Consider the following 26,615-nt stretch of genomic DNA (forward strand, 5'->3'; position numbering starts at 1 on the left):
TGATTCCTTATCGCCGCTCAGCGGGAAGTCTGGCGGCTTTGTTAACGTCATACCACCAGGTGTCGAAGCCCAGTGAATAGACAGGGCGTACGGCAGGCTCGGAGAACTTGTCCCAGCGCGCAAGCCGGTCTTCGCCCATATACCACATTGGCAGCATGTAGTAATTCCAGGTTAAGACCCTGTCGAGGGCGCGTCCCAGCGGCAGGAGTTTTTCTTTATCACCCTGCGCCGCCACAATTTTCGCAATCAAGGCATCAATCGCCGGGCTTTTCACCCCCGGCGCATTGTAGGAGGAGTCGATATAGCTGGATGCCCAAGAGATTTGCAGATCTGAGCTGGGCCACGGCTGCGCGGGCCACAGGGTTTGCATCATGTCGTAATCACGGCTGCGTTTGCGGTTGGTGAGCTGCGCGTTGTCGACCTGGCGAATGTTCATGGTAATCCCCAGCCGTTCAAGATTGTGCTTAAATGGCAGCACCCACTGATCGTTGCTTCCGGACGCAAGCAGCAGCTCAAAGCTTAACGGTTTGCCCGTTCTGGAATCGACGCGTTTTTTATTCTTCAGTGGCCAGCCTGCGTCATCCAGCAGTTTACTGGCTTTAAGCAGGTTGTCGCGATCGTAGCCGTCACCCTTTGACGCCGGAGGCTGAAATACCGTCGTGAACACCTCCGGTGGCAGTTCTGCTTTCAGCGGTGCCAGCAGGACAAGTTCGTCCGCTTTTGGGTAATCGCGAGCGGCATATTCAGTGTTCTGGAAATAGCTATTTGCCCGGCTGTAAGCGCCGTAAAATAGCGCTTTGTTCATCCATTCAAAATCAAAGGCCAGGGTAATGGCTTCCCGCACCCGGCGGTCAGTAAATACCGGACGCTGAATATTAAACGCCAGCCAGCGCGTATCCTGAGCGGACGCGTTTTTATGCTCGTCTTTAACGATATACCCGTTAGCGAAGTTTTTGCCGATATACCGTGTCGCCCAGTTTTTAGCGCTGCTCTCCACGCGCATATCGAACGCACCAGCTTTGAAGGCTTCAAATGCCACGTTATCGTCAAGGTAGTAATCGTAGCGAAGGGTATCAAAATTCCAGCGGCCACGGTTTACCGGCAGGTTTGCCGCCCAGTAGTCTTTGACCCGGGAATAGACAACATACTGCCCCATGCGCCAGTCGGTGATGCGGTAAGGGCCACCCGCCAGCGGGGGTGTGGAGAGCGGGTCGCTAAGTTTGTGATTTTTCCAGAACGATTCAGGCATCACGGGCAGGGAGAACAGGCTGAGCATGTTCTCTTTATTCGGCTCACTCAGCTCAATACGCACCGTGAGCGGGGCAATGGCTTTGACCGTAACGCCTTTATAGACAATGCGGAACTGGGGAACGCCCTCAGTCATAAATTTGTGAAATGTGAAGGCAATGTCGCTGGCTTTGACCGGCGTCCCATCGTGAAAACGCGCCCGTGGGTTAATCGAAATTTCCGCCCACGCAAAGTTATCCGCGTAACGCACGTTGTCCGCAATCAGCGGGTAGTAACTGCCGGGTTCATCATCAGACGTAACAAACAACGTATCGTAGAGCGATTCTGTTCGCGCTGCCGCCACGCCGCGCAGGGCGAAGCGGTTGAAGTTGTCGAACGTCCCCGTGGCGGAGAGGGTCACGTTTCCGCCTTTTGGCGCGGCAGGATTGACGTAATCAAAGTGCGTAAAATTGACCGCGTACTTTGGCTCACCAATCACAGAGAACGCGATGTTCTCTTTGATGGTTTGCGCCTGGCTGGACAGGCTCGTTAATGCCAACAGCAGCAACATAAAGCGCATAAGCATCTCGCGGCGGCTCCCTTTCGACTGACCGGCTCAGTTAAGCTGAATAATAAGTGACGTCACGGGCAATGTGAAATCATTCAACGTTCAGGCTGCCATTGGCGGAACTGCTCCAGCGGCATCGGGCGGCTAATCCAGTAACCCTGAAGGAAAACAACGCCATGTTCGCGTAGCCAGGCTGCTTGCTCCGGCGTCTCCACCCCTTCGGCGACGGTCGACATATTCAGTCGTCTTGCCAGGGTGAGTACGGCATCAAGCACCGGGGAGGTCACGGTTTCCGTCCCAATCGCGTTGACAAAACCCCGGTCAATTTTGATGTAATCCATGGTGAAACGCTCAAGGTAAATCAGCGCACTGTGGCCGGTACCAAAATCATCAATCGCAATTTCAAAGCCTTCATTGTGCAGCCATTCGAAAAGATTGTTGGCTTCCCGATGGTTAACCATGTCGCGCTCGGTGATTTCCAGCACTATCTGGAAATGATCCGGCGGCATTAAGTCCAGGAAAGTGCGCATATCCTCTTTGAAGCTTTCCGCATGCAGATGCCCCGGCGCAATGTTAATGCCCAGTTTTGCGCCCGGTGGCAGAAGGGTCTGTAATACCGGCGCGTCGCGGATGATGAGGTCAAAAAGATGCAGCGTCAGCGGCACAATCAGCTTCTGCGCTTCGGCGAAGTTGATAAAGGCATCAGGCGGAATTTCCCCCATCGTCGGGTGTTTCCAGCGCATCAGGACTTCGACACCACGCATTTGCAGCGTCTCTGCATCCACAACAGGCTGATACACCACATAAAACTGGCCGCGTTTAATGGCGCTCAGGATCTCTTTGCCTGGGTTAAGACGCGTGGTGAGGATATAGAAATTAAGCGAGCCGGCCGCGATCCCGCAGACCAGTCCAAAGAACACCGCGAACAGGATTTCATCGCTCGTCCACTCTTCGGCGTACAGTTTGATCGTCAGCGGAACCTCTTTTAGGGTCGCGGTGCGTGCCGGCGTTTCATGTAAATCCTGTGCCTTAACCAGTGTGGCGGACCTGGTCGACAACGCATTGTCGCCAATGATGATGGCAATGCCCGCGAACTCGTTCTGGCGTGCGGTGTAAAGCATGTACGGAGTCAGGTTGATGTTTACCGAAGTAAACACGCCGCCGTCCTTCACCAGCGGATTTCGATACCAGATGGCAATCGCGGGTCTGTGCGGCATCATTGGTGTACCCGGCAGTAACGCCATATCAATCTGTTTATCGATGCGCAGCTCAGGTATCAGCTCTTCCATCGGGACGTTCATCGGACCGGTGGCTGAAGAGCAGTACGCCAGTTTATCCCTGACCAGCAAAAAGGCGCGCACGTTAAGGCTAAAGGCCGCGCGAGAGGTCAGCTCAGCGTTGACGTCGTGGCAACTGTTCAGCGTGAGCGGCTGAAGGAGATCGATAGAGCTTTTCAACTCATCGAAGTAGCTTTCCATGTAGATGCTCACGTCGTCAATCAGGGTGTCGAATCTGACTTCCCGCTTGTGGTAGCTCCAGAAAAATTGCAATGAACCCAGGAGCAGGGCTGTGATCAGGCCGGTGATAAGGCTGAGGAAAAGTATCTTGCGATTACTGGAGAAGTAGCGGGTGAACATAGACGTCGTGGTTCCTGGATTGCCGCTGAATGTATTCAGTGTAACGGGCAAAAAAAAACACCGCCGAAGCAGTGCTTTTTTTTATCATATCGCCGGCCAAGGGATAACCAACGATACAATGATTATTTTAACTGCGGGTCAGTACGCGGCGCGCTTCGTTATAGCGCTTCTTCCAGTAAGGTTCGTTCATGCTGGAAATGGTCACACCGCTGCTGGTGGAGGCATGTACAAACTGGTCATTGCCAATGTAGATGCCAACATGTCGACCTGTCGAACCCGCACGGAACAGGACTAAATCCCCGGTGCGCAGTTTAGTGCGTGAAATCGACTTGCCCATCTCCTGCTGTTCGTAAGTTGAACGCGGAAGATCTAACCCAAACTGCTCACGGAAAGTACGCTGTACGAAACCGGAACAATCAATGCCTTTTTTGGTGCTGCCGCCAAGACGATAACGCACGCCTTTCCAGTCAGCATACTGGTCCATAATACGGGACTTCACGTCCAGATTACGTACCATATTTTCAAATTCATCCTGAGAGGCTTGCAGTGACGAGGAATCTTCCATTCCCACAACACGCGTCTCAGGATGCATATTCTTTGCGGTGTTCGATGTACTACATGCAGATAACAGTACCGCCACTGCTATCGCCGGGATCCCCCGTAAGATATATCTCAAAATCGGTTGAGATTTGACCATTTTGTTTATTATCCCTTGAAGTCCTTAACGACAAATATCGTTATAAAAAATGCCAAACGTGACGAGACTAATTATCTGTTCACAATGAGACAATTCTTTCTGATCACATTTGTGGCGTAGCGCACAAATTTATTCACCAGCGAAATAATTATCTCTATGGGGCAAAACGAGTTCGAGATTAACCGATTGCCTGGGGTATTGCGAGCAAAAAAAGCCTTTTTTTTATAAGAAATTGTGATACAGAAAGTAAAAATTGATAATTGTTCAAAAAGCGCACGATCAAGGTTAAAAACCGTGCAACACATTCATTTTTATCACGAATATTGTGACGAAATGATGACGGGAGGGGGTGAAAGGGGAGAAAAGCGCATCAAGGATCAAAACGATCCCTGATGCATAGTGTTAATTAAGGTTAATTATTGGTTTCTGATTTGTTGCGTTTTGCCGGGGAGGTAGCGATCGAACACGGCTATTATCTTGTCGCTCAGCGGTGTCATCAGACACCACGGCAGCGCAACCAGCACAGAAGAGAGCGAACCGACTGCAATATCAGTAAACCAGTGAGCACCAATCATTACCCGTGGGAAGGCAAAAACCACAAAAATAATCAGGGCTATCGCAAAGGCTTTTCGGCCGAAATAGCGGAGCATCACGCCGGAAAAAATAAGCAGCATCATTCCGTGATCGCCCGGGAAACTGGCCTTCGACGCATCTTTCGTTGGAATATGCAGCAGCTCGCTGACGCGATAAATATCGGGGAAGAAGAGCGTTGGGCTGGAACGCTTAACCGGAATAATGGCCGTTGCCAGCTGGTTAATTACCACCGCAAGCAGCAACATCATCAAACCAATAATCAGAATACGGCGGCGTCCTGTTTTGTCCTCTTTCAGCCAGAAAGAGAGCATCAGGCCGCCCATCGCCAGCAGCGAGCAGCCGTCAAAGGCGCGGTTATTCGTGATAGCAACCAGCCACAGGAAGGCTTCGCTCTTCACCAGTTCCTGGTTGAAGAAGTGAAAAATGGCAGAATCCAGCGGAAACCAGACACCATGATTCGCCGGGATATACCAGGAGAAAAAGAGCGCCAGACCGGCGACATTAAGCAGTAATATCAGGGGAAGTCGAGTCGTCATAACATTCAGCATAGAGTGAAATCTGGGGCAACGTTAGCCGCCCAAACTTAAACGAAGCTTCAACAGGCTGGACTGCAGGGCATTCCAGTCGGCGTTAACCGCACTAATTAACTCTATTCGGCTATCAGGTGGCGCCACATTTTGCGTTTCGATAAAGAAATCTTCGCCCTGACGGTTGATCCGCACCAGCCCGTCCGGTGTGCGCATGATCCCTTTAACACGATCGACCGGAGCCAGTCTGGCCCATTCGAGTATGCCGATGGTGTCGAATACGGTATCCGCATCGAAAATCCATCCGCAGGCCTGATAGCCCTGGCCGCTGTTAAGGTTACGACGCCAGCGCTGGTGCTCCGGCAGACTCAGGGCAGCCAGACCCTGTTTTTGCGGATGGCTGTGGGCATGTTCCGCGCTTGCCGGGAGCGCCGCCAGGTTCAGGCGAGGCAGGTCAAGCAGGGCGTTATCAATTTTCCCCTGGGTGGTCTGCACCCGCTGACGGTTGCCACCGAAGTGCTGCCACCATGTCTCCAGCGCGGACTGGCTTTCCGCCGTTGCGCGATCCTCTTTATTGGCGACGATAATATCTGCCGAGGCGAGCTGGTCGCGGAAGTTCTCGTTGGTCACGGCTTTTTCATCCAGCAGCTGACGGGGGTCCAGCAGGCACAGCGTGGCACGCAGATCGATCCACGGCTCGTAGACCGGCGCGGTCAGTAAATCGAGAATTTGCTTCGGATGACCCAGCCCGGTCGGTTCAATCAGCAGACGGTCTGGTTTGCCCTGACGCAGCAGCGTATTCAGCCCGACCTGCATTGGCAGACCATTTACGCAGCACATGCAGCCTCCGGGGATCTCTTTGATCATCGCGCCGCTGTCTGCCAGTAATGCGCCATCAATACCCACTTCGCCAAATTCATTGACCAGGACGGCCCATTTTTCTGCCGGATCCTTATTGGCCAGCAGGTGGAGAATTGAGGTGGTTTTACCGCTGCCGAGAAAACCGGTAATGAGGTTGGTTTTGGTCACGTGCGCTCCAGTCGATAATTGTGATGCTATAACAATTATCCATCATCCTGGCGAAAAACGGGCGCAATGAGAAGGGGGAGGGCGAACGGAGGCAATCGCCGTTCGCCTTAAGCGCAATAATCGCTAAATATTTAACGTTTCGATAACAGCCTGACGCGCGCCATGGCGGGCGATGCGCTGATAGGCCTGGCTGATGGCCTCCACGAATAGGCTATTTTGTGCGAGATCGTGACCAAAGATTTCACTCAGCCCCAGCAGGGCGTTGACGCGCTCAGCGTCGCTGCTGGCTGCAACAAGGGTGCGGATTTTATCACTCAGCGGATCGCGCACATCAATCGCGTCGCCACGCTCGTCGGTTCCGCTGACGTAGCGGATCCAGCCTGCAACGCCCAGGGCCAGCAGCGGCCACGCGGTTTTACGTTCAAGATGGATGCGGATCCCATCCAGCATGCGTTGCGGCAATTTCTGGCTTCCGTCCATCGCAATTTGCCAGGTCCGGTGCTGCAGTGCCGGATTGGCAAAGCGTTCAAGCAGGCTGTCGGCATAAGCCGTGAGGTCGACATCCTTAATACGCAGCGTAGGAGCCTGCTCATTCAGCATTAACCGACGTGCGGCTTCGCGAAACGCGGTGTCTTCCATACATTCGTTAATGTGCGCATACCCGGCGAGGTAGCCCAGATACGCGAGGAAAGAGTGGCTGCCGTTGAGCATGCGCAATTTCATCTGTTCCCACGGCAGCACGTCATGCACCATTTGTACGCCAGCCACTTCCCATGCCGGGCGTCCGGCAACAAAGTTATCTTCCACTACCCACTGAATAAACGGTTCGCAGCTGATAGCACAAGGATCTTCTACTCCAAGCTCCTGCGTGATTTCTGCCAGCGACGCCTCGGTCGCGGCGGGGACAATTCGGTCGACCATGGTCCCCGGAAAGCTCACATGTGAATCAATCCACTCTGCCAGCGCCGGGTCGCGTTTCTGGGCCATCCCTAATACCGCGTTTTTCACCACATGGCCGTTATCAGGGATGTTGTCGCAGGAGAGGACGGTAAAAGCGGACAAACCGCGTTCACGGCGGCGGTGGAGCGCCTCGACCAGGATCCCGGGCGCGGAGTGCGGTTCAGACGGGGTCTCCAGATCGTGAACGATCCGGGGGTTGTGCAAATCCAGATTACCGGTGGCGGGATCGATGCAATAACCTTTCTCTGTGATGGTGAGCGACACAATGGCGACCTGAGGTTCACAAAATTTCTCAATGATGGCGGGCAGAGAATCCAGTTTTGCGTTCAGACATTCATGGACGGCACCGACGATGATCGGCTGGTTTCCCTCCGCCCCTTTTTCCAGCACGGTGAAGAGATGATCCTGTGCGCGCAACTGGCTCATCAGCACGTCGCCGCTGAAGAGGCTAATCTCACAAATACCCCAGTCGCCGCCTTTCTCATTCAGCACCCGGTTTGTTAACAAGGCCTGATGCGCGCGGTGAAATGCGCCGAAGCCAAAATGGACGATGCGAGAGCGTAACTGCTTACGATCGTAGCGAGGGAGCTGGACATGGGCAGGAAGCGATGTGGAGGCAATTGTCTTCATGAAATACACACCTGATTAACCATTAATTAACAACGCCAGTGTAAAGTTATATGACAGCAAATAAAATTGGTGAGCCGTAAATATCCCCGAAGTGTGAGTTTGATCAATCAATGTGTGGCGGTGTGTTGACCCTTTACGGCAAACATGTATGGTAGTCGTCATCGTAGTCATCCATATTGGTATAACAACTTTAGAGGTGAGGCAATGGAACAAACCTGGCGTTGGTACGGGCCGAACGATCCGGTTTCTCTTGATGATGTGCGTCAGGCTGGCGCAACGGGTGTCGTGACGGCGCTGCATCACATTCCTAATGGTCAGGTATGGCCGATTGAAGAAATCAAAAAGCGTCAGGCGCTGCTGGCGGAAAAAGGCCTGACCTGGTCTGTGGTGGAAAGCATCCCGGTTCACGAAGATATCAAAACCCATTCAGGTGATTATCAGACCTGGATTGCCAACTACCAGCAGAGCATTCGTCACCTGGCGGCCTGCGGTATTGATACTGTTTGCTATAACTTCATGCCCATTCTTGACTGGACGCGAACCGATCTTGAGTACACGTTGCCGGACGGCTCAAAAGCGCTGCGTTTCGATCAGATTGCCTTTGCCGCATTTGAGCTGCACATCCTGAAACGTCCTGGTGCAGAAGCCGATTACACGGCTGAAGAGCAGCAGCAGGCGCTCGCGTGGTTTAACGCAGCCAGTGACGACGAGATTGAAAAGCTGACCCGCAATATTATTGCTGGCCTGCCGGGCGCTGAAGAGGGCTATACGCTGGATCAGTTCCGCGCGCGACTGGCGGAATACGGGAATATTGATAAAAACCAGCTGCGTGAAAACATGGCGTTTTTCCTGCGCGCTATCGTACCGGTAGCGGAAGAAGCGGGCGTACGTCTGGCTGTGCACCCGGACGATCCACCGCGTCCTATTCTCGGTTTACCGCGAATCGTGTCCACGATTGAAGATATGCAGTGGCTGAAAGAGACCGTGGACAGTATCTATAACGGATTCACCATGTGTACCGGCTCTTATGGCGTGCGTGCGGATAACGATCTGGTGCAGATGATTGAAACCTTCGGCGATCGTATTCACTTCACGCATCTGCGTGCGACCTGCCGTGAGGATAATCCAAAAACCTTCCATGAAGCAGCGCACCTGGGCGGCGATGTGAATATGGTCGCGGTAGTGGATGCGATTCTGGCGGAAGAGGTACGTCGTAAGCACGCGGGTGACGTTCGTCCTATCCCGTTCCGTCCCGATCATGGTCACCAGATGCTGGACGATCTGCGTAAGAAAACGAACCCAGGTTATTCGGCGATTGGTCGTCTGAAAGGCATGGCGGAAGTCCGGGGCGTTGAGCTGGCGCTGAAGATGACGAAATACCCGGAACTGCTGTAACGTCTGTTGCCCGGTGGCGTTGTGCCACCGGGCGAATATCGCATTAGTCTGCGCGACCCATATAGCGTTTTTCTTCAATATGGATGCGGATTTTCTCGCCCGCGGAAAGGTATTCTGGCACCTGCACCACCAGACCGGTCGTCAGGGTTGCTGGTTTGTTGCGGGCACTTGCGGATGCACCTTTGATGCCCGGAGCCGTTTCCACGATTTCCAGATCCACGGTCTGCGGCAGCTCCAGCGCCAGCAGCACGCCATCCCAGGTCAGAACCTGCATGTCAGGCATCCCGCCTTCAGGAATAAAGAGGAGTTCTTCTTCAATCTGATCTTTGGTGAAGATATACGGGGTGTAATCTTCTTTATCCATGAACACGTATTCGTTGCCATCAATGTAGGAAAAATCAACATAGCGGCGGGTCAGGGTCACGGTATCAACGATATCGTCACCTTTAAAACGTTCTTCCACTTTCAGACCGGTACGCACATCGGCGAAACGCATTTTGTACAGCGTTGCTGCACCACGGGCGCTCGGGGCCTGAATATCGATATCTTTCACAATCAGCAGCTTGCCGTTGTAATTCAGTACCATACCTTTCTTAATTTCGTTCGCTCTTGGCATTGCAGTAATCCTGTTTACGGGTGGTAAAAAATATCGCGCCAAATTACTCGTGCTCGGCCTTTCAGGCAAGCGGAATTCGTGGCTTTTGCTATCAATACACAAAAGGTGTTACTGTGCGCGCAATGCCCGACTGCGCGGGCGTTCTTCAGCGAAAGAGAGCCTGTATGGATTGTCGTCCCGATTGTGGCGCGTGTTGTACCGCACCGTCCATTTCAAGCCCCATTCCTGGCATGCCGGACGGCAAACCTGCCAATACCCGCTGTGTGCAGCTTGCTGAAAATAACCTGTGCATGATCTTTGGTTCCCCGCTGCGCCCGAAAGTCTGTTCCGGCCTTCAGCCGTCCGCGGAGATGTGCGGCAGCACGCGCACGCAGGCGATCACTTACCTTCTTGAGCTGGAAGCGCTCACCGCCCCTTAAACGTCCTTAATTCGCGCCAGACACCCTATCGTCAGCGTACACATCACCAGCGCAATCCAGAATACCGTGTGATAGCTCCAGATCTCGGCCACGATGCCGGCCATTGAACCTGCAATAATCCAGCCCACGCGAGTGGTATTGGTATAAAGGGTGGTGGCGGAGCCTGCCTGGTCTGGCATCAGGTCCTGGAAGTAGAGCATGCCAATCCCGGCGAGTATGCCGATATAAATGGCGTTGAGAAGCTGCAGTGCCAGCAAGAGTCCTGGCGTGTGCACCGTCAGCATACCGATATAGAACAGCAGTCCTGCGACAGCCGCGATGCGCATTAAAAAACGCTTTCCGAAACGCTTCGCGTAATAGCCCGCGATCAGCATGGTCGGGATCTCAAGCCCGGCCGCGGTTCCCATCATAATGCCCGCCAGCTTCTCTGGCAGATGCAGCTCATCAATAATAAACAGTGGCATGTTGATAATATAAAGGCTGTTTGTTCCCCACATCAACGTACAGATAACAAACAGGAGCAGCGCATCACGACGGTTACGGCGCGGGGCTTCCAGTACGCCTGAAGCCACTTTGGGCTCTTTGCGCATCGACGGCAGGAAGAACCACACCATGGTGCCGCACACCACAAACGCGACAGCCGCACTCAGGTACATCACCGTAAAGCCAAACCCCATCGCCAGGGCATACGCCAGCGGCGGGCCAATGACCCATGCCAGCGACACTTGGGCACGCAGAATAGAGCTGAACATCACCGCTTCACGACCGGTATGGTCGGCGTGCTCGCGGGCGAGGGCGAACATCTGCGGGTTCGCCGTGGAACCGAAGCTGCTCAGGAACACCCCCACGAACAGCAGGATGAAATAGTTGCGGTTAAAAGCAAACAACACGCAGGCAAACACCCCGAGAAGGCAGCAAAAGACGATCAGACTTTTACGATCGCCTTTTCTGTCGGAACGTCCCGCCAGAAACTGACTCACCAGAATGCCGATGATGGCACTGCCGGTAAAAAAGAAGCCAACCATTGCCGGACGGGCGTGGACTTCATTGGTCAGAAACAGGCTCAGCGTGGGCGTCTGTAACGCCCCGGCAATGCCGGTAAGGAAGGCAACAATCAAAAACGCCGTGGACGTCAAATCAAAGGGTTTTGGCGAGGCGGCGGCAGGGGTGTTATGCATACTTTCAGTATCAGCAAGTCATAAAGAGACGCGGAGTGTACGACGCTTGTCAGAAAATAAACAGGTACTGCGGTCAATTTCGCCACGAAAAATCAAAATGCCATTTCAATTAACAGGCTCGGGCTGAACTTAGCTGAAACTGACTTGCTGAACGTCAGCAAGATTCAGCTGAGCGAAGAAGAAATGTGCTGTATCTCTAAATTCTGCATCGCCATTTGTAACTTTTCTTGCAAGGTTAAGCAGAAAGCGCAAGACTTTTTGAAACGTTTCAGCGCTATCTTGTTTTAACAAACGGAGCAGGCTAGCGCATTTTTTCTCATTTAAGCTGAAACGATTCAAGTTCAGCAGGAGAGGAGAACCATGTTCCAGTTATCTGTTCAGGATATCCACCCGGGCGCTCAGGCCGGGAACAAAGAAGAGGCCATTCGCCAGGTTGCCGCTGCCCTTGTGCAGGCGGGTAATGTCGCGGACGGCTACGTTAACGGCATGCTGGCGCGCGAGCAGCAGACCTCCACTTTCCTCGGCAATGGCATTGCCATTCCGCACGGTACAACGGACACCCGCGATCAGGTGCTGAAAACCGGCGTTCAGGTTTATCAGTTCCCTCAGGGTGTGGTGTGGGGCGACGGTCAGGTTGCTTACGTGGCAATCGGTATCGCTGCCAGCAGCGACGAGCACCTGGGCCTGCTGCGTCAGCTGACGCATGTGCTGAGCGATGATTCGGTGGCTGAACAGCTGAAGTCCGCGACGACTGCGGAAGAGCTGCGCGCGTTGCTGATGGGCGAAAAACAGAGTGAAGCGCTGAAACTGGATAATGAAACATTGACCCTGGATGTTGTGGCGAGCGATCTGGTCACGCTGCAGGCGCTGAACGCAGGCCGTCTGAAAGAAGCCGGTGCGGTAGACGCGTCCTTTATCACGCGCGTTATCAATGAGAAGCCGCTGAACCTGGGACAAGGTATCTGGCTGAACGACAGTGCTGAAGGCAACCTGCGCAGCGCTATCGCGGTGAGCCGCGCGGCCAACGCGTTTGACATTGAGGGCGCGCACGCTGCGATGCTGGTCACCGTCGCTATGACCGATGAACAGCCGGTTTCCGCGCTAAAACGTCTTGGCGATCTGCTGCTGAATGACAAGGCTGAAAAACTGCTGAACGCTGACGCAAGCACGCTGCTGGCGCTGCTGACCAGCGATGATGTGCTGACTGATGACGTGCTGACCGCTGAGTTTGTAGTGCGTAACGAGCACGGCCTGCATGCCCGTCCTGGCACCATGCTGGTGAATACCATTAAACAATTCGAAAGTGAGATTACCGTGACTAACCTTGATGGCACGGGCAAACCGGCCAACGGCCGTAGCCTGATGAAAGTTGTCGCGCTGGGCGTGAAGAAAGGTCACCGTCTGCGCTTTACCGCACAGGGTGCTGATGCTGAACAGGCGCTGAAAGCGATTGGCGACGCCATCGCGGCAGGTCTGGGGGAGGGCGCATAATGAGCAGACGTGTTGCGACTATTACGCTGAACCCGGCATATGACCTGGTGGGGTTTTGCCCGGAGATTGAGCGCGGCGAAGTAAACCTCGTGCGTACCACTGGCCTGCATGCTGCAGGTAAAGGGATTAACGTCGCGAAAGTGCTCAAGGATCTCGGTATCGATGTCACCGTGGGCGGATTCCTCGGTAAAGATAACCAGGATGGTTTCCAGCAGCTGTTCAGCGAGCTGGGGATTGCTAACCGTTTTCAGGTGGTTCAGGGCCGTACCCGTATCAACGTCAAGCTGACGGAGAAAGACGGCGAAGTGACCGATCTGAACTTCTCAGGCTTCGAGGTGACTCCGTCAGACTGGGAGCGCTTCGTGAACGATTCTCTGACCTGGCTTGGTCAGTTCGACATGGTCTGCGTCAGCGGCAGCCTGCCGTCCGGCGTGAGCCCGGAAGCGTTCACCGACTGGATGACGCGTCTGCGAAGCCAGTGCCCATGCATTATTTTTGACAGCAGCCGTGACGCGCTGGTCGCTGGCCTGAAAGCCTCGCCGTGGCTGGTGAAGCCGAATCGCCGCGAACTGGAGATCTGGGCTGGCCGTAAGCTGCCAGAATTAAAAGATGTGATTGACGCTGCCCATGCGCTGCGCGAGCAGGGTATCGCTCACGTGGTTATCTCTCTTGGTGCAGAAGGGGCGCTGTGGGTTAACGCTTCTGGCGAATGGATCGCCAAACCGCCATCGGTTGACGTTGTCAGCACCGTTGGCGCAGGGGATTCAATGGTTGGCGGTCTGATTTATGGCCTGCTGATGCGTGAATCCAGTGAACATACTTTACGTCTTGCCACCGCCGTTGCTGCCCTGGCCGTTAGCCAGAGCAATGTCGGTATTACCGATCGTACCCAGTTAGCCGCGATGATGGCGCGCGTTGACTTAAAACCTTTTAACTAACAGCAGGAGAGGAATAATGAAAACGCTGCTGATCATTGACTCCGGTCTCGGACAGGCTCGCGCCTATATGGCGAAGACCTTGCTGGGAGCGGCGGCGAACAAAGCACATCTCGAGATGACGGATAACCCGGGCGACGCCGAAATGGTGATTGTTCTGGGTGATAAAATTCCCGCTGACAGTGCGCTGAATGGCAAAAAAGTGTGGCTGGGCGACATCAATCGCGCGGTGGCACACCCGGAGCTGTTCCTGAGCGAAGCGAAAGGTCATGCGTCTGTTTACAGCGCACCGGTCGCGGCGCCGGTTGCCGCGTCCGGACCAAAACGTATTGTGGCGATCACGGCCTGCCCGACGGGCGTGGCTCATACCTTTATGGCGGCTGAAGCCATTGAAACCGAAGCGAAAAAACGCGGCTGGTGGGTAAAAGTTGAAACACGTGGATCCGTTGGTGCGGGCAACGCAATCACCCCAGAAGAGGTGGCTGAGGCCGATCTGGTGATGGTTGCGGCTGACATCGAAGTGGACCTGGCGAAATTTGCCGGTAAGCCGATGTACCGCACGTCAACGGGCCTGGCGCTGAAAAAGACCGCTCAGGAGTTTGATAAAGCGCTGGTGGAAGCGAAGCCGTATCAGGCAACGGGGTCCACGCAAACTGCGACGGAAGGTAAGAAAGAGTCAGCTGGCGCCTATCGCCATCTGCTGACCGGTGTGTCTTATATGCTGCCGATGGTGGTGGCGGGCGGTCTGTGTATTGCCCTCTCGTTCGCGTTTGGTATTACCGCGTTTAAAGAAGAAGGCACGCTGGCTGCTGCCCTGATGCAGATTGGTGGTGGTTCCGCGTTTGCCCTGATGGTGCCGGTGCTGGCAGGCTTTATCGCCTTCTCCATCGCTGACCGTCCGGGCCTGACGCCGGGTCTTATCGGCGGTATGCTGGCGGTGAGCACCGGTTCTGGCTTTATCGGCGGTATCATTGCCGGTTTCCTGGCGGGTTACGTTGCGAAGCTTATCAGCTCGAAGCTGAAACTGCCGCAGAGTATGGAAGCGCTGAAACCGATCCTGATCATCCCGTTGATTTCCAGCCTGGTGGTGGGCCTGGCGATGATTTACCTCATCGGTAAACCTGTAGCGGGTATCCTGGCGGGTCTGACCCACTGGCTGCAAACCATGGGTACCGCGAATGCGGTACTGCTGGGAGCTATTCTCGGTGGCATGATGTGTACCGACATGGGTGGCCCGGTGAACAAAGCAGCATACGCATTCGGTGTTGGCCTGCTGAGTACCCAGACCTACGCGCCAATGGCAGCGATTATGGCGGCCGGTATGGTGCCACCATTGGCTCTTGGCCTGGCAACCATCATTGCACGTCGTAAGTTCGACAAAGCGCAGCAGGAAGGGGGGAAAGCCGCCCTGGTACTTGGCCTGTGCTTTATCACCGAAGGGGCAATTCCGTTCGCGGCGCGTGACCCAATGCGCGTGCTGCCATGCTGTATCGTGGGGGGCGCGGTAACCGGTGCTATCTCCATGGCGGTTGGCGCGAAACTGATGGCACCACACGGCGGTCTGTTCGTGCTGCTGATCCCAGGTGCAATCACGCCAGTGCTGGGTTATCTGCTGGCGATTGTGGCCGGTACGCTGGTGGCAGGTCTCTCTTACGCGGTGCTGAAACGTCCGGAAGCGGAAGGGGTCGCGAAAGCGGCGTAAGCGGTAAAACAATAAAAAAGCCGGGTGCTTATGCGACCCGGCTTTTTTTATGCCGCCTGTTCAGCGGTTTGCTGCGCCTTCAGCCAGGCAATCTCTTCTGCCCAGATGTCCGGATTAATGGTTTCCAGCACCATCGGGATACCGTCGAAACGGGCATCCTGCATAATAAAGCGGAACGCATCGTGGCCAATATTGCCTTCACCGAGGCTGTGATGGCGGTCCACGCGGCTGCCAAACGCGCTTTTCGCATCGTTCAAGTGCATTCCGCGCAGATACTTGAAGCCCACAATGCGTTCAAACTCATCGAAAGTCTTTTTCGTCTCATCAAGCGTTCGCAGATCGTAACCCGCGGCAAAGGCATGGCAGGTATCAATACACACGCCCACGCGGGATTTATCCTCCACGCCGTCAATAATGGCCGCCAGATGTTCGAACTTAAAGCCGAGGTTACTGCCCTGGCCGGCGGTGTTCTCGATGACCGCCGTTACGCCCTGGGTTTTATCCAGCGTGATGTTGATGGATTCGGCAATGCGCGCCAGACAGGCATCTTCGTCAATCTGCATCAGATGACTTCCCGGATGGAAGTTCAACAGCGTCAGCCCAAGCTGCTCGCAGCGCTGCACTTCATCAAGAAAAGCCTCGCGGGATTTCTCCAGCGCCTCCTGCACGGGATGGCCGAGGTTAATGAGATAGCTGTCGTGGGGAAGGATTTGACCCGGCCCGTAGTGGTATTTCTCACAGGCGGCTTTGAAATCATCAATCACTTCAGAGGTGAGCGGGGCGGCGCGCCACTGGCGCTGGTTCTTGGTGAACAGGGCGAAAGCGGTCGCCTCAATTTCGGCGGCGCGAATGGCGGCATTCGCAAGGCCACCTGCAGCGCTGACGTGCGCTCCAACATATTTCATAAAGGGACTCCTGTTAACCCGAAATACGTATGATAGCGGGTTAACAGGAGAAGGATGAAGTGGTTTATGCCATCAGGCTATGTACCGCGAGGTTAATCGCACCGCCACCAACGATCAGCCAGATGAAGAGTACCAGCGCCATCAGCAGCGGTTTTGCACCTGCTTTTTTCAGCGCGCTCACGTGTGTCGTGACCCCGAGCGCCGCCATCGCCATCGCCAGCAGGACGGTATCCAGCGTGACCAGCATATCCACCACGGCTTTCGGCAGCAGGTGGAAGGAGTTAAATACCGCCACCACGATGAAAAGAATCGCAAACCATGGAATGGTGATTTTACTCTTCTGGCTGCTGCCTGCCGGCGCGAGTTGTTTTACGCGAGCGGCCAGGATAATCAGGAACGGAGCCAGCATCATGACGCGCAGCATTTTGGCAATGACCGCGGCATTTTCCGCATCCGGATTAATGGCATGACCCGCCGCCACCACCTGAGCCACTTCATGCATGGTTGAACCAATATAAATGCCGTAGGTCTCCGGACTAAACCAGTGCGCAACCAGCGGGTACATGGCCGGGTAGAGGAAAATCGCCAGCGTACCGAAAATAACCACGGTCGCGACGGCAACCGTCACTTTGCTGGATTCTGCCTTAACGACAGGTTCGGTTGCCAGTACCGCGGCAGCCCCGCAGATGCTGCTGCCGGCACCAATCAGCCAGCTGGTTTGTTTATCCAGCCCAAACACTTTCTGGCCGATAAAGCAGGCCAGTAAAAAGGTGCTGGTCAGGGTCAGGACGTCAATAGCGATCCCGCTGACGCCGACATCCGCAATCTGTGAAAAGGTCAGGCGGAAGCCGTAAAGGATAATCCCAAGGCGCAGCAGATGCTGTTTGGCGAAAATAACCCCGCCATCACAGGACTTCCAGATATGGGGGTAAACGGTATTTCCCACCACCATGCCGAGCAATATTGCCAGCGTTAAGGCACTAAAACCTGCCCCGGCGACGGCCGGAATGCTGCCGCCCCATAACGCTACGCCAGTTATCACCGCGCTGAGCGCAAGACCCGGCACGAAGTGCCACAATGTACGTTGATGCTGTAAGGTGTGTTCTGACATAACCTTCTCCTTTATCTGGCTAAAAGGTTACGGCGTTGTGGCTTAAAAATAAAATTGATTATATACTTATAATCAATCTATATAAGTGGTAAGTGACCATGCACATTACGTTGCGTCAGCTGGAAGTTTTTGCCGAAGTGCTGAAAAGCGGGTCGACGACGCAGGCCTCGCAAATGCTGGCGCTGTCCCAGTCCGCGGTAAGCGCGGCCCTGACCGATCTGGAAGGGCAACTGGGGGTTCAGCTTTTCGACAGAGTGGGGAAACGGCTGGTCGTCAATGAACATGGCCGCCTGCTGTACCCGCGCGCGCTGGCATTGCTGGAGCAGGCGACTGAAATCGAACAATTGTTCCGCGAAGAGAACGGGGCCATCCGCGTTTACGCCAGCAGTACGATCGGCAATTACATTCTGCCGGAAGTGATTGCCCGCTATCGCCGGGATTTCCCGACCCTGCCGCTGGAGATGAGCGTTGGCAATAGCCAGGATGTCATCAATGCGGTGATCGATTTCCGCGTGGACATCGGTTTGATTGAAGGGCCGTGTCACAATGTCGATATCATTGCTGAACCCTGGCTGGAAGATGAGCTGGTGGTGTTCGCCTCGCCAGCCTCTTCTTTATTACAGGGTGAAGTGACGCTGGAACGGCTGGCTCAGGCGCAGTGGATCCTCCGGGAACAGGGCTCCGGTACCCGTGAAATTGTCGATTACCTGCTGCTCTCTCACCTGCCGCATTTCCGGCTGAGTATGGAGCTGGGCAACTCGGAAGCCATCAAACACGCGGTCCGTCATGGGCTGGGCATCAGCTGTCTCTCCCGGCGGGTGATTGCTGAACAGCTTGAGGCCGGCACGCTGGTCGAAATACCGCTCCCGTTGCCTAAACTGGTGCGCACGCTGTGGTGCATTCATCATCGTCAGAAACACCTTTCCAGCTCGCTGCAGCGTTTTCTGCGCTATTGCGACATGTAAACCCGCAATGCGGATCCTCTCTCCGTTGGGAGAGGGGAGATGCAGATGCGTGCTTTACTTATAATCCTGGCCGAGTCATGAAGCTCTCTTATAACTGAGCATTTCTGCCGGAAGGAACGCGTATCGTCTGCTACAATCGCGCCTCATTTGTTGAAGGGACAGCATTTTCACATGGTTTCAGAAATTAAAACCACAGAAGCGCCCGCGCTACGTCGCGAACTTAAGGCGCGTCACCTGACGATGATCGCTATCGGCGGTTCAATCGGTACAGGTCTTTTTGTTGCCTCTGGCGCAACAATTTCGGCAGCCGGCCCGGGTGGGGCACTTTTCTCTTATATCCTGATTGGCCTGATGGTGTACTTCCTGATGACCAGTCTGGGCGAACTGGCGGCGTACATGCCGGTATCCGGTTCGTTTTCGACCTACGGTCAAAAATACGTTGAAGAAGGCTTCGGCTTCGCGCTGGGCTGGAACTACTGGTACAACTGGGCTGTTACTATCGCCGTTGACCTTGTCGCCGCACAGCTGGTGATGAACTGGTGGTTCCCGGACACGCCAGGCTGGATCTGGAGTGCGCTGTTCCTGGCGGTGATCTTCCTGCTCAACTACATCTCCGTGCGTGGTTTTGGCGAAGCGGAATACTGGTTCTCTTTGATCAAAGTGGCAACCGTCATCATCTTTATCGTCGTCGGTGTGGCGATGATCGTTGGTATTTTCAAAGGCGCTCAACCTGCAGGATGGAGTAACTGGAGCATTGGCGATGCGCCATTTGCGGGTGGATTCTCGGCCATGATTGGCGTGGCGATGATTGTCGGCTTCTCCTTCCAGGGAACCGAGCTGATCGGGATTGCTGCCGGTGAATCCGAGAACCCGGAGAAGAACATTCCACGCGCGGTGCGTCAGGTATTCTGGCGTATCCTGCTGTTCTATGTGTTTGCGATTTTGATTATCAGCCTGATCATTCCTTACACCGATCCAAGCCTGCTGCGCAATGATGTGAAAGACATCAGTGTTAGCCCGTTCACGCTGGTCTTCCAGCATGCCGGTCTGCTCTCCGCCGCGGCGGTGATGAACGCCGTTATCCTGACCGCCGTGCTCTCAGCGGGTAACTCCGGCATGTATGCGTCTACCCGTATGCTCTATACCCTGGCATGCGACGGCAAAGCGCCACGCATCTTTTCTAAGCTGTCCCGTGGCGGCGTACCGCGTAACGCCCTGTATGCCACAACGGTGATTGCCGGTCTGTGCTTCCTGACCTCCATGTTTGGCAACCAGACGGTGTACCTGTGGCTGCTCAATACGTCCGGTATGACGGGCTTTATCGCCTGGCTCGGGATTGCTATCAGCCACTATCGCTTCCGCCGCGGTTACGTTATGCAAGGTCATGACATCAATGACCTGCCGTATCGCTCAGGGTTCTTCCCGCTGGGGCCTATTTTCGCCTTCATTCTGTGCCTGATTATTACGCTGGGACAGAACTATGAAGCGTTCCTTGCGGACCGTATCGACTGGGGTGGTGTAACGGCGACCTACATCGGTATTCCGCTGTTCCTGATAATCTGGTTTGGTTACAAACTGACGAAGGGGACGCGCTTTGTTCGCTACAGTGAAATGGAATTTCCGGGACGCGTAAAACAATAACCGCACTTCCTCTCTTTTAGCCCGCTCGGTTGAGCGGGCTTTTTTATTGGCGATCAGAAGCTGTAGGTCATGCCGACAGTGTAACGGCGGCCATCAAGTACGGTATCGTAAGTCTCGTAATCAATCTGTTTATCCAGCACGTTATACACGCCTGCGGTTACCAGCAGGTTCTTGTTGGCGTTATAACGCAGACCCACATCAACCTGCGTGTAAGACGGTGTGCCCTGTGACATTGAGGTCCGGCTGAGATACTCAGAAGATTTGCCGCGGAAGTTCAGACGGCTCCAGAAGCCCACATCCTGCGTGGCCTGCCAGTCCAGCGTGGTGTTGAACATATGCTTAGGCATTTTATTCAGTGGCTTACCGGAGAACTGACCGCTCTTCTGCTCGGATTCGGTATAGGTGTAGTTAGCCGTCCAGTTAACATCACGGGTGATTTTCCAGCCGAAAGTGGATTCCACACCGCGCATGTTGGCTTTATCGACGTTGACCCGGTCGCTGACAAAATCGTAGGCATGACCGCCAATCGTACAGGCAGGGTCGGCACTGCTGTTACAGCGACGTACTTCAGTGATTTTGTTTTTGAAGTCGGTATTGAACAGCGTAACGCCGGCGTTAAGATTGTCATTGTTATCCCAGAGCAGGGCGATCTCTTCGCTCAGGCTCTTCTCCGGCTTGAGGTCCGGGTTACCCACGATCATGCCATCCAGCCGACCGCCGCCCGTTGCCTGACCCCAGTTGGCGGAGGACTGACGCAGATCCGGTGCACGGTAGCCGGCAGAAACGCCCCCTTTTAACGTCCACTGTTCTGCAAGGTGCCACACCCCATAACCGCGAGGCGTCCAGTTGGTGCCATAGTTCTGGTCTTTATCCATACGCAGACCACCGGTCGCCGTGAAGCTATCGGTCATCGCCCACTCATCTTCAGCAAACAGCGCCCAGCTCCAGCGCGTCAGTTTGTTGAGCCCGTCCGCCGCCTCAAGCTGGTTACCGTTGTCACGCAGCTTCTCATAGCGATATTGACCGCCGAGGGTCAGGGTATGGTCGCCGAGGAAGATCTGGTTCTGGTTGTTGAAAGTGGTGTTATACGAACGCATTTTGCGAACCGGGTTATTGGTCTCTTCCTGCTGGATGTAGCTGGTAGTGTTGAAGTCGCTGTAGTAACCGCTGTGGGTAAGGGAATAGGTCGTATGTTCGTAGCGGGTTTCGCTTTTGCTGTTTGGCGTGCAGGTTGCCCCGCGGCAGGTTTCAGTCGCTTTCGACTTGCCCGGCGTGCTGTTTCGGTCCTGAAGTTCGCGGGCAAAATCGAGGTCAAAATCGTTCTGCTCGTCCGGGGTAAAGTTCAGCGTGATCCCGCCGTTACGCATTTTCTGCTCATTGAAACCGTTCAGGATCTGATCTTCCGCGCGACGTGAGAGCAGGCCTGTCACTTTTGCACCGAGCAGTCCGTCAATTAACGGGCCGGAAGCGTAGGCGTTGGTCTGGAAGATATCCCCGGAATCATGGTTCTCCTGGAACGTGGCATCGCCGTGTAACGATCCGGTCCAGGCTTTGGTATTCGAGACTTTTTTGGTAATGATGTTGATTACGCCGCCCATTGCATCTGAGCCATAGAGCGATGACATGGGCCCGCGGATCACTTCGATGCGCTCGATAGACTCCAGCGGCGGTAGCCAGCCTTGCTCAATGCCCGAGTTATCGCTGTTCGGGCGCGTGCTGCGCGTGCTGACGCGCTTGCCATTGACCAGGAACAAGGTGTACTGGGACGCCATGCCGCGAATGCTGATATCGCTGCTGCTTCCGCCGCCCGTCACGACGACGCCCGGGACATCTTTTAGCGCATCGGTCACATCGCGGTAAGCCTTGTCTTCAATCTGCTGCTTTGAAATGACGGAGATAGAGGCCGGGGCATTCTGGATTTTTTGCTCAAAACCCGTGGCGGTCACCACCACGGTATCCGGGTCGGCTGCGTGAGCAAGAGGGGAGAGCATGGCGGCGCTGATGGCAACAGCTAATAACGTAACGCGTGGTATTGTCATTTGAACATTCCATATCAAAAAGAAAAACACTCCATCTGGTAACCCTGAGAACTGTATGTATTTGTCTTGTAAGAACTCTTTGTGATGGAGAAGAGCCTGGAATTGTACAAAAGAATGTGAAATTGTAAACACAAATGATAATCGAAATCATTTGTGTTTTGATGTTGATCGAAGAAACAGGCTTTTATTCAAGGGGATAGGTTTTGAGGCCCGGCAGACGGAGCGCCACCGGGCAAGAAGGGAGGAACTTACTTAAACAGATGCGCCGCATGGAAGCGGAGATGATCTTCAATAAATGACGCCATAAAGTAATAGCTGTGGTCATACCCTGGCTGGATACGCAGCGTCAGCGGCCAGTCCTTCTGGCGTGCCGCTTCGGCCAGAACCGCAGGTTGTAGCTGACCGGCGAGGAACTGATCCGCATCGCCCTGATCGATCAGCGTCGGGATGGCGTCCCCCGTGTTGCTGGCCAGCATCAGCGCACAGCTGTCCCACGCCTGCCATTTATCCGTGTCACTGCCCAGATAATGGGTGAAGGCTTTCTGACCCCATGGCACCTGGGTGGGGTTCACAATCGGAGCAAATGCCGACACGCTGGTGTATTTTCCCGGATTTTTCAGCGCCATTATCAACGCGCCGTGTCCACCCATGGAGTGTCCGCTAATAGCACAGCGGTCGCTTACCTCAAATTCGGCCTGAACCAGCGCAGGCAGTTCGTCACGAATGTAATCATACATGCGGTAATGACGTGCCCAGGGCTGCTCTGTCGCGTTCAGGTAGAATCCGGCGCCTTTGCCCAGATCGTACCCGGCATCATCGGCGACATCATCGCCACGCGGGCTGGTGTCAGGCATGACCAGCGCAATCCCCAGTTCAGCCGCAATACGCTGCGCGCCCGCTTTGGTGGTGAAGTTTTCGTCGGTACAGGTTAAACCGGACAGCCAGAACAGCACGGGTGGCTTTACGCCCGTTTCAGTTGGCGGCAAAAAAATGCTGAACGTCATGGCACAGTTCAGTACGCTGGAGTCGTGCCGCCAGCGCTGCTGTCGACCTTCAAAACAACGATGCTCTTCGAGCAGTTCCATGCAGGGCTCCTTAATACGAATTGCTATTTACTCGGCCCATAATACAGAGTTTTCATTTACCTGTGAGTAACTTTCACTTTCGCAGGACGGTAAGATGCGGCATCATAAATTAACTTTTCTTTAACAATTGGAGCGGTCATGGCGCTGCGTATCGCGCTCAGTGGGTTTGTGGTTCTGGTGGTAGCGATGGGGATAGGGCGCTTTGCTTTTACCCCTCAGGTGCCGCTAATGATTGCCGCCGGGCAACTCACGCTCACCAGCGCGGGCCTGGTGGCGGCGATGAACTATCTGGGCTATCTGGTGGGAGCATGGGATGCAATGCGTGCGCACCGCTTCGTTGAAACACGCCTTTGGTTGGGTATTTTTGGTGCAGTTGCGCTGACGCTGCTTTCCGCTGCGGCTGATAACGCCGTGTTACATGGCCTGCTGCGCTTTGTGATTGGCTGCATGAGCGGCTGGTCGATGGTGCTGATTGCCGCCTGGACCAACGAGCGGCTGGGACAACTGGGGAAACCGGGTCTCAGCGCCGCGGTATTTGCCGGGCCAGGTGCAGGTATTGCGCTCAGCGGGCTGCTTGCCGTCTATATCCAGGCTAAGGCGCTCTCCGCCGGTGCAGCATGGCAAATCTACGGCGTACTGGCGCTGGTGCTTATCGCGCTGGTGGCCCGGTATCTGCCGCGTGCGGGTCAACTTCACCGGCCGGGCAGCGCACCGGAACCGCTCGTCCTGACGAAGAATTTAAAGCGCCTGGTCTGGAGCTACAGCCTGGCCGGGTTTGGCTATATCCTTCCGGCGACCTTTTTATCGCAAATGGCGGCCGTGCGTTTTCCCGGCAGTCTGTTTGCCCAGTTTGTCTGGCCGATATTTGGTATTGCCGCCGTGGCGGGCATTGCGCTCAGCATCGTTTTACGCCACACCTCAACCTCAAACCGCAGGCTGGCTATCGTATTGTGGTTGCAGGGGGCCGGCGTACTGGCAGCCTGGCTGTTGCCGGGGATTGGCGGGTTACTGACCGGCGGCTTGCTCGTTGGGGGCGGGTTCTTGTGTGCCGTTCAGCTCTCTTTACTTTATGGGCGCGAACTGGCACCAGATCACACGCGCTACATGGCGGGACTGCTTACTACCGGTTATGCCGTCGGTCAGTTGATTGGCCCGGTAACGTCGGCGTTGTCGACGTGGCTCACGCACCGACTGGAGCCTGCGCTGGGGCTGGCGGGCGTCGCGCTGTTCATCGGCGGCGCACTGGTCTGGGATCGTCAGGCCGAAAGGCAACAGCAATTGCAATAATTATCGTCGTGAATACTGGATTATGTGCGCCGCCTCACGCACAATGAGCGCACACTTTTGCCACAACGAGGGCAAAAGACGCCACACCTGCAGGAGAAAAGAATGCCATCACTCAGTAAAGAAGCAGCCCTGGTTCATGAAGCTCTGGTTGCGCGTGGTCTTGAAACGCCACTGCGTCCACCCGTTCAGGAACTGGACAATGAAACCCGTAAGCATCTGATTGCTGGGCATATGACCGAGATCATGCAACTGCTGAATCTCGATCTGAGCGACGACAGTCTGATGGAGACGCCGCACCGTATCGCAAAAATGTACGTTGACGAAATTTTCTCCGGCCTGGATTACGCCAATTTCCCGAAAATCACCGTCATTGAAAACAAGATGAAGGTGGATGAGATGGTAACGGTACGTGATATCACGTTAACCAGTACCTGCGAACACCACTTCGTGACCATCGACGGTAAAGCGACCGTGGCTTATATTCCTAAAGATACGGTGATTGGTCTGTCGAAGATCAACCGCATCGTGCAGTTCTTTGCTCAGCGTCCACAGGTGCAGGAGCGTCTGACGCAGCAGATCCTGACCGCGCTGCAAACGCTGCTGGGCACCAATAACGTGGCAGTATCTATCGACGCCGTTCACTACTGTGTGAAAGCGCGCGGCGTGCGTGATGCCACCAGTGCGACCACCACGACGTCGCTGGGCGGTCTGTTTAAATCCAGCCAGAACACCCGCCAGGAGTTTCTGCGCGCCGTGCGTCACCACAACTAATCTGACAGGGCAGGCTACATGGAGCGAAACGTCACGCTCGATTTTGTTCGAGGCGTCGCCATTCTCGGTATCCTGCTGCTTAACATCAGCGCCTTCGGCTTGCCGAAGGCGGCGTATCTCAATCCTGCGTGGTATGGCGACATCACCCGCAGCGATGCCTGGACGTGGGCCATCCTCGATCTCTTTGCCCAGGTCAAATTCCTCACTCTGTTTGCCCTGCTGTTTGGCGCGGGCCTGCAGCTACTGCTCAGGCGCGGCACGCGCTGGATCCAGTCGCGTCTGACATTGCTGGTGATCCTCGGCTTTATTCACGGGCTGTTCTTCTGGGATGGCGACATTCTTCTCGCCTATGGCTTAGTCGGGCTGATTTGCTGGCGGCTCATTCGCGATGCGCACAGCGTAAAAAGCCTGTTTAACACGGGCGTGATGCTTTACGTCATGGGCCTTGGCGTGCTGTTACTGCTGGGGATAATCTCCGGTGATGCGGCAAACCGTTCATGGATCCCCGATGCCGCCAATCTTCAGTACGAGCAGTACTGGAAGCTGAAAGGAGGCACGGAAGCGATAAGCAACCGTGCGGATATGCTTGGCGATAACCTGCTGGCGCTGGGGGCGCAGTATGGCTGGCAGCTGGCAGGGATGATGCTTATGGGGGCATCACTGATGCGCACCGGCTGGCTGAAAGGGGAGTTTTCCCTTCGCCACTATCGCCTGACGGGAGCCGGGTTAATTCTTCTCGGCGTGCTGATTAATCTGCCGGCCGTGATCATGCAGTGGCATCTGCACTGGAACTACCGCTGGTGTGCGTTTCTGCTTCAGGTCCCGCGCGAGCTGAGCGCGCCCTTCCAGACGATTGGCTATGCGGCACTCATTTACGGCTTCTGGCCACAAATGTGTCGCGCATGGATTGTCAGTGCCATTGCCTGCGTAGGCCGTATGGCCCTCAGCAATTACATTCTGCAGACGCTGATATGCACCACGCTTTTCTATCGGTTTGGCCTGTTTATGAAATTCGACCGGCTTTCGCTGCTGGCGTTTGTTATCCCGGTCTGGATGGTTAACCTGGCGTTTTCTGTTCTCTGGCTACGTTATTTCCGCCAGGGGCCGCTGGAGTGGGTGTGGCGTCAGTTAACCGCACATGCTTCAGGGGTATCATTGAGAAATACATCCAGATAACGATCTGGATCACAATCATTAACAAAACGG

At 54.8% G+C, this 26,615-nt stretch carries 22 protein-coding genes; 10 read left to right on the forward strand and 12 right to left on the reverse strand.

Annotated elements, in window-relative coordinates:
* Window positions 1-7: 7 nt before the first annotated feature.
* The 6 genes from BJ887_RS03370 to BJ887_RS03395 form a co-directional block, all read right to left on the reverse strand.
* Window positions 8-1,813, reverse strand: coding sequence for an extracellular solute-binding protein (locus tag BJ887_RS03370; RefSeq protein WP_121339258.1), 1,806 nt, complete (start codon window positions 1,811-1,813; stop codon window positions 8-10).
* Window positions 1,814-1,890: 77 nt separating this feature from the next.
* Window positions 1,891-3,432, reverse strand: a complete 1,542-nt coding sequence (locus tag BJ887_RS03375; protein WP_063934487.1) for a cyclic di-GMP phosphodiesterase — start codon at window positions 3,430-3,432, stop codon at window positions 1,891-1,893.
* Between the two features lie 127 nt (window positions 3,433-3,559).
* Window positions 3,560-4,129, reverse strand: coding sequence for a bifunctional murein DD-endopeptidase/murein LD-carboxypeptidase (mepS, locus tag BJ887_RS03380; RefSeq protein WP_014170930.1), 570 nt, complete (start codon window positions 4,127-4,129; stop codon window positions 3,560-3,562).
* 416 nt (window positions 4,130-4,545) lie between these two features.
* Window positions 4,546-5,259, reverse strand: a complete 714-nt coding sequence (locus tag BJ887_RS03385; protein ID WP_025203633.1) for a phosphatase PAP2 family protein — start codon at window positions 5,257-5,259, stop codon at window positions 4,546-4,548.
* Between the two features lie 33 nt (window positions 5,260-5,292).
* Entirely contained in the window at window positions 5,293-6,279 is a 987-nt protein-coding gene (locus BJ887_RS03390) for a GTP-binding protein (protein WP_014170928.1), read from the reverse strand.
* Between the two features lie 123 nt (window positions 6,280-6,402).
* Complete coding sequence (locus BJ887_RS03395) at window positions 6,403-7,869, reverse strand: fructuronate reductase (RefSeq protein WP_121339260.1); 1,467 nt, start codon at window positions 7,867-7,869, stop codon at window positions 6,403-6,405.
* Between the two features lie 204 nt (window positions 7,870-8,073).
* On the opposite strand from BJ887_RS03395, the gene uxuA reads away from it, so the two are divergent.
* Window positions 8,074-9,264, forward strand: coding sequence for a mannonate dehydratase (gene uxuA / locus BJ887_RS03400; RefSeq protein WP_121339262.1), 1,191 nt, complete (start codon window positions 8,074-8,076; stop codon window positions 9,262-9,264).
* A 43-nt stretch (window positions 9,265-9,307) separates the two neighbouring features.
* On the opposite strand, the gene yeiP is transcribed toward uxuA, so the two are convergent.
* Complete coding sequence (gene yeiP / locus BJ887_RS03405; protein WP_008500940.1) at window positions 9,308-9,880, reverse strand: elongation factor P-like protein YeiP; 573 nt, start codon at window positions 9,878-9,880, stop codon at window positions 9,308-9,310.
* 164 nt (window positions 9,881-10,044) lie between these two features.
* Here yeiP and BJ887_RS03410 point away from each other — a divergent pair, with 164 nt between their 5' ends.
* Complete coding sequence (locus BJ887_RS03410; RefSeq protein ID WP_020883186.1) at window positions 10,045-10,299, forward strand: zinc/iron-chelating domain-containing protein; 255 nt, start codon at window positions 10,045-10,047, stop codon at window positions 10,297-10,299.
* Here BJ887_RS03410 and setB read toward each other — a convergent pair.
* A complete protein-coding gene (gene setB / locus BJ887_RS03415) occupies window positions 10,296-11,477 on the reverse strand; it encodes a sugar efflux transporter SetB (RefSeq protein WP_121339263.1) in 1,182 nt (393 codons plus the stop codon). The genes BJ887_RS03410 and setB overlap by 4 nt on opposite strands.
* A gap of 360 nt (window positions 11,478-11,837) precedes the next feature.
* Here setB and fruB point away from each other — a divergent pair, with 360 nt between their 5' ends.
* The 3 genes from fruB to fruA are packed head-to-tail and all read left to right on the forward strand — an operon-like array spanning window position 11,838 to window position 15,605.
* Window positions 11,838-12,968, forward strand: a complete 1,131-nt coding sequence (fruB, locus tag BJ887_RS03430; RefSeq protein ID WP_121339264.1) for a fused PTS fructose transporter subunit IIA/HPr protein — start codon at window positions 11,838-11,840, stop codon at window positions 12,966-12,968.
* Window positions 12,968-13,906 (forward strand): 1-phosphofructokinase, encoded by a 939-nt coding sequence (fruK, locus tag BJ887_RS03435; RefSeq protein WP_014170919.1) that lies wholly within the window; start codon window positions 12,968-12,970, stop codon window positions 13,904-13,906. The genes fruB and fruK overlap by 1 nt, the downstream gene beginning before the upstream one ends.
* Before the next feature lie 16 nt (window positions 13,907-13,922).
* Window positions 13,923-15,605, forward strand: a complete 1,683-nt coding sequence (gene fruA / locus BJ887_RS03440; protein ID WP_025203638.1) for a PTS fructose transporter subunit IIBC — start codon at window positions 13,923-13,925, stop codon at window positions 15,603-15,605.
* Between the two features lie 47 nt (window positions 15,606-15,652).
* On the opposite strand, the gene nfo is transcribed toward fruA, so the two are convergent.
* The gene (nfo, locus tag BJ887_RS03445) at window positions 15,653-16,510 is read right to left on the reverse strand and encodes a deoxyribonuclease IV (RefSeq protein ID WP_014170917.1); all 858 of its coding nucleotides are present in this window, start codon (window positions 16,508-16,510) and stop codon (window positions 15,653-15,655) included.
* Between the two features lie 64 nt (window positions 16,511-16,574).
* The gene (locus BJ887_RS03450; RefSeq protein WP_040017996.1) at window positions 16,575-17,621 is read right to left on the reverse strand and encodes a YeiH family protein; all 1,047 of its coding nucleotides are present in this window, start codon (window positions 17,619-17,621) and stop codon (window positions 16,575-16,577) included.
* A gap of 98 nt (window positions 17,622-17,719) precedes the next feature.
* On the opposite strand from BJ887_RS03450, the gene yieE reads away from it, so the two are divergent.
* Complete coding sequence (gene yieE / locus BJ887_RS03455) at window positions 17,720-18,586, forward strand: DNA-binding transcriptional regulator YeiE (protein WP_014170915.1); 867 nt, start codon at window positions 17,720-17,722, stop codon at window positions 18,584-18,586.
* A gap of 171 nt (window positions 18,587-18,757) precedes the next feature.
* A complete protein-coding gene (locus BJ887_RS03460) occupies window positions 18,758-20,227 on the forward strand; it encodes an amino acid permease (protein ID WP_020883191.1) in 1,470 nt (489 codons plus the stop codon).
* A gap of 53 nt (window positions 20,228-20,280) precedes the next feature.
* Here the strand turns inward: BJ887_RS03460 and BJ887_RS03465 are convergent, their stop codons facing one another.
* On the reverse strand, window positions 20,281-22,266 hold the full coding sequence (locus tag BJ887_RS03465) for a ligand-gated channel protein (protein WP_121339266.1): 1,986 nt from the start codon (window positions 22,264-22,266) through the stop codon (window positions 20,281-20,283).
* A gap of 248 nt (window positions 22,267-22,514) precedes the next feature.
* The gene (gene fghA / locus BJ887_RS03470; protein ID WP_014170912.1) at window positions 22,515-23,351 is read right to left on the reverse strand and encodes an S-formylglutathione hydrolase; all 837 of its coding nucleotides are present in this window, start codon (window positions 23,349-23,351) and stop codon (window positions 22,515-22,517) included.
* Between the two features lie 138 nt (window positions 23,352-23,489).
* Here fghA and BJ887_RS03475 point away from each other — a divergent pair, with 138 nt between their 5' ends.
* The 3 genes from BJ887_RS03475 (at window position 23,490) to yeiB (ending at window position 26,585) form a co-directional block, all read left to right on the forward strand.
* Window positions 23,490-24,638, forward strand: coding sequence for a YbfB/YjiJ family MFS transporter (locus tag BJ887_RS03475; RefSeq protein WP_121339268.1), 1,149 nt, complete (start codon window positions 23,490-23,492; stop codon window positions 24,636-24,638).
* A 102-nt stretch (window positions 24,639-24,740) separates the two neighbouring features.
* Window positions 24,741-25,409 carry a GTP cyclohydrolase I FolE gene (folE, locus tag BJ887_RS03480; RefSeq protein WP_020883194.1) on the forward strand — a complete coding sequence of 223 codons (669 nt, stop codon included), beginning with the start codon at window positions 24,741-24,743 and terminating at the stop codon, window positions 25,407-25,409.
* A gap of 18 nt (window positions 25,410-25,427) precedes the next feature.
* A complete protein-coding gene (yeiB, locus tag BJ887_RS03485; protein ID WP_014170909.1) occupies window positions 25,428-26,585 on the forward strand; it encodes a DUF418 domain-containing protein YeiB in 1,158 nt (385 codons plus the stop codon).
* Window positions 26,586-26,615: the final 30 nt, after the last annotated feature.

It is taken from the genome of Enterobacter sp. WPR_3_1, from assembly GCF_003635055.1.
Lineage (GTDB): Bacteria > Pseudomonadota > Gammaproteobacteria > Enterobacterales > Enterobacteriaceae > Enterobacter > Enterobacter ludwigii.

Coding starts and splice junctions, on each gene's coding strand:
- BJ887_RS03375 (WP_063934487.1), bottom strand. CDS start 3,432: ATGTTCACCCGCTACTTCTCCAGTAATCGCAAGATACTTTTCCTCAGC.
- fghA (WP_014170912.1), bottom strand. CDS start 23,351: ATGGAACTGCTCGAAGAGCATCGTTGTTTTGAAGGTCGACAGCAGCGC.
- yieE (WP_014170915.1), top strand. CDS start 17,720: ATGCACATTACGTTGCGTCAGCTGGAAGTTTTTGCCGAAGTGCTGAAA.
- BJ887_RS03395 (WP_121339260.1), bottom strand. CDS start 7,869: ATGAAGACAATTGCCTCCACATCGCTTCCTGCCCATGTCCAGCTCCCT.
- BJ887_RS03370 (WP_121339258.1), bottom strand. CDS start 1,813: ATGCTTATGCGCTTTATGTTGCTGCTGTTGGCATTAACGAGCCTGTCC.
- folE (WP_020883194.1), top strand. CDS start 24,741: ATGCCATCACTCAGTAAAGAAGCAGCCCTGGTTCATGAAGCTCTGGTT.
- fruA (WP_025203638.1), top strand. CDS start 13,923: ATGAAAACGCTGCTGATCATTGACTCCGGTCTCGGACAGGCTCGCGCC.
- fruK (WP_014170919.1), top strand. CDS start 12,968: ATGAGCAGACGTGTTGCGACTATTACGCTGAACCCGGCATATGACCTG.
- nfo (WP_014170917.1), bottom strand. CDS start 16,510: ATGAAATATGTTGGAGCGCACGTCAGCGCTGCAGGTGGCCTTGCGAAT.
- BJ887_RS03460 (WP_020883191.1), top strand. CDS start 18,758: ATGGTTTCAGAAATTAAAACCACAGAAGCGCCCGCGCTACGTCGCGAA.
- BJ887_RS03465 (WP_121339266.1), bottom strand. CDS start 22,266: ATGACAATACCACGCGTTACGTTATTAGCTGTTGCCATCAGCGCCGCC.
- BJ887_RS03475 (WP_121339268.1), top strand. CDS start 23,490: ATGGCGCTGCGTATCGCGCTCAGTGGGTTTGTGGTTCTGGTGGTAGCG.
- yeiB (WP_014170909.1), top strand. CDS start 25,428: ATGGAGCGAAACGTCACGCTCGATTTTGTTCGAGGCGTCGCCATTCTC.
- mepS (WP_014170930.1), bottom strand. CDS start 4,129: ATGGTCAAATCTCAACCGATTTTGAGATATATCTTACGGGGGATCCCG.
- BJ887_RS03410 (WP_020883186.1), top strand. CDS start 10,045: ATGGATTGTCGTCCCGATTGTGGCGCGTGTTGTACCGCACCGTCCATT.
- fruB (WP_121339264.1), top strand. CDS start 11,838: ATGTTCCAGTTATCTGTTCAGGATATCCACCCGGGCGCTCAGGCCGGG.
- setB (WP_121339263.1), bottom strand. CDS start 11,477: ATGCATAACACCCCTGCCGCCGCCTCGCCAAAACCCTTTGATTTGACG.
- BJ887_RS03450 (WP_040017996.1), bottom strand. CDS start 17,621: ATGTCAGAACACACCTTACAGCATCAACGTACATTGTGGCACTTCGTG.
- yeiP (WP_008500940.1), bottom strand. CDS start 9,880: ATGCCAAGAGCGAACGAAATTAAGAAAGGTATGGTACTGAATTACAAC.
- uxuA (WP_121339262.1), top strand. CDS start 8,074: ATGGAACAAACCTGGCGTTGGTACGGGCCGAACGATCCGGTTTCTCTT.
- BJ887_RS03385 (WP_025203633.1), bottom strand. CDS start 5,259: ATGACGACTCGACTTCCCCTGATATTACTGCTTAATGTCGCCGGTCTG.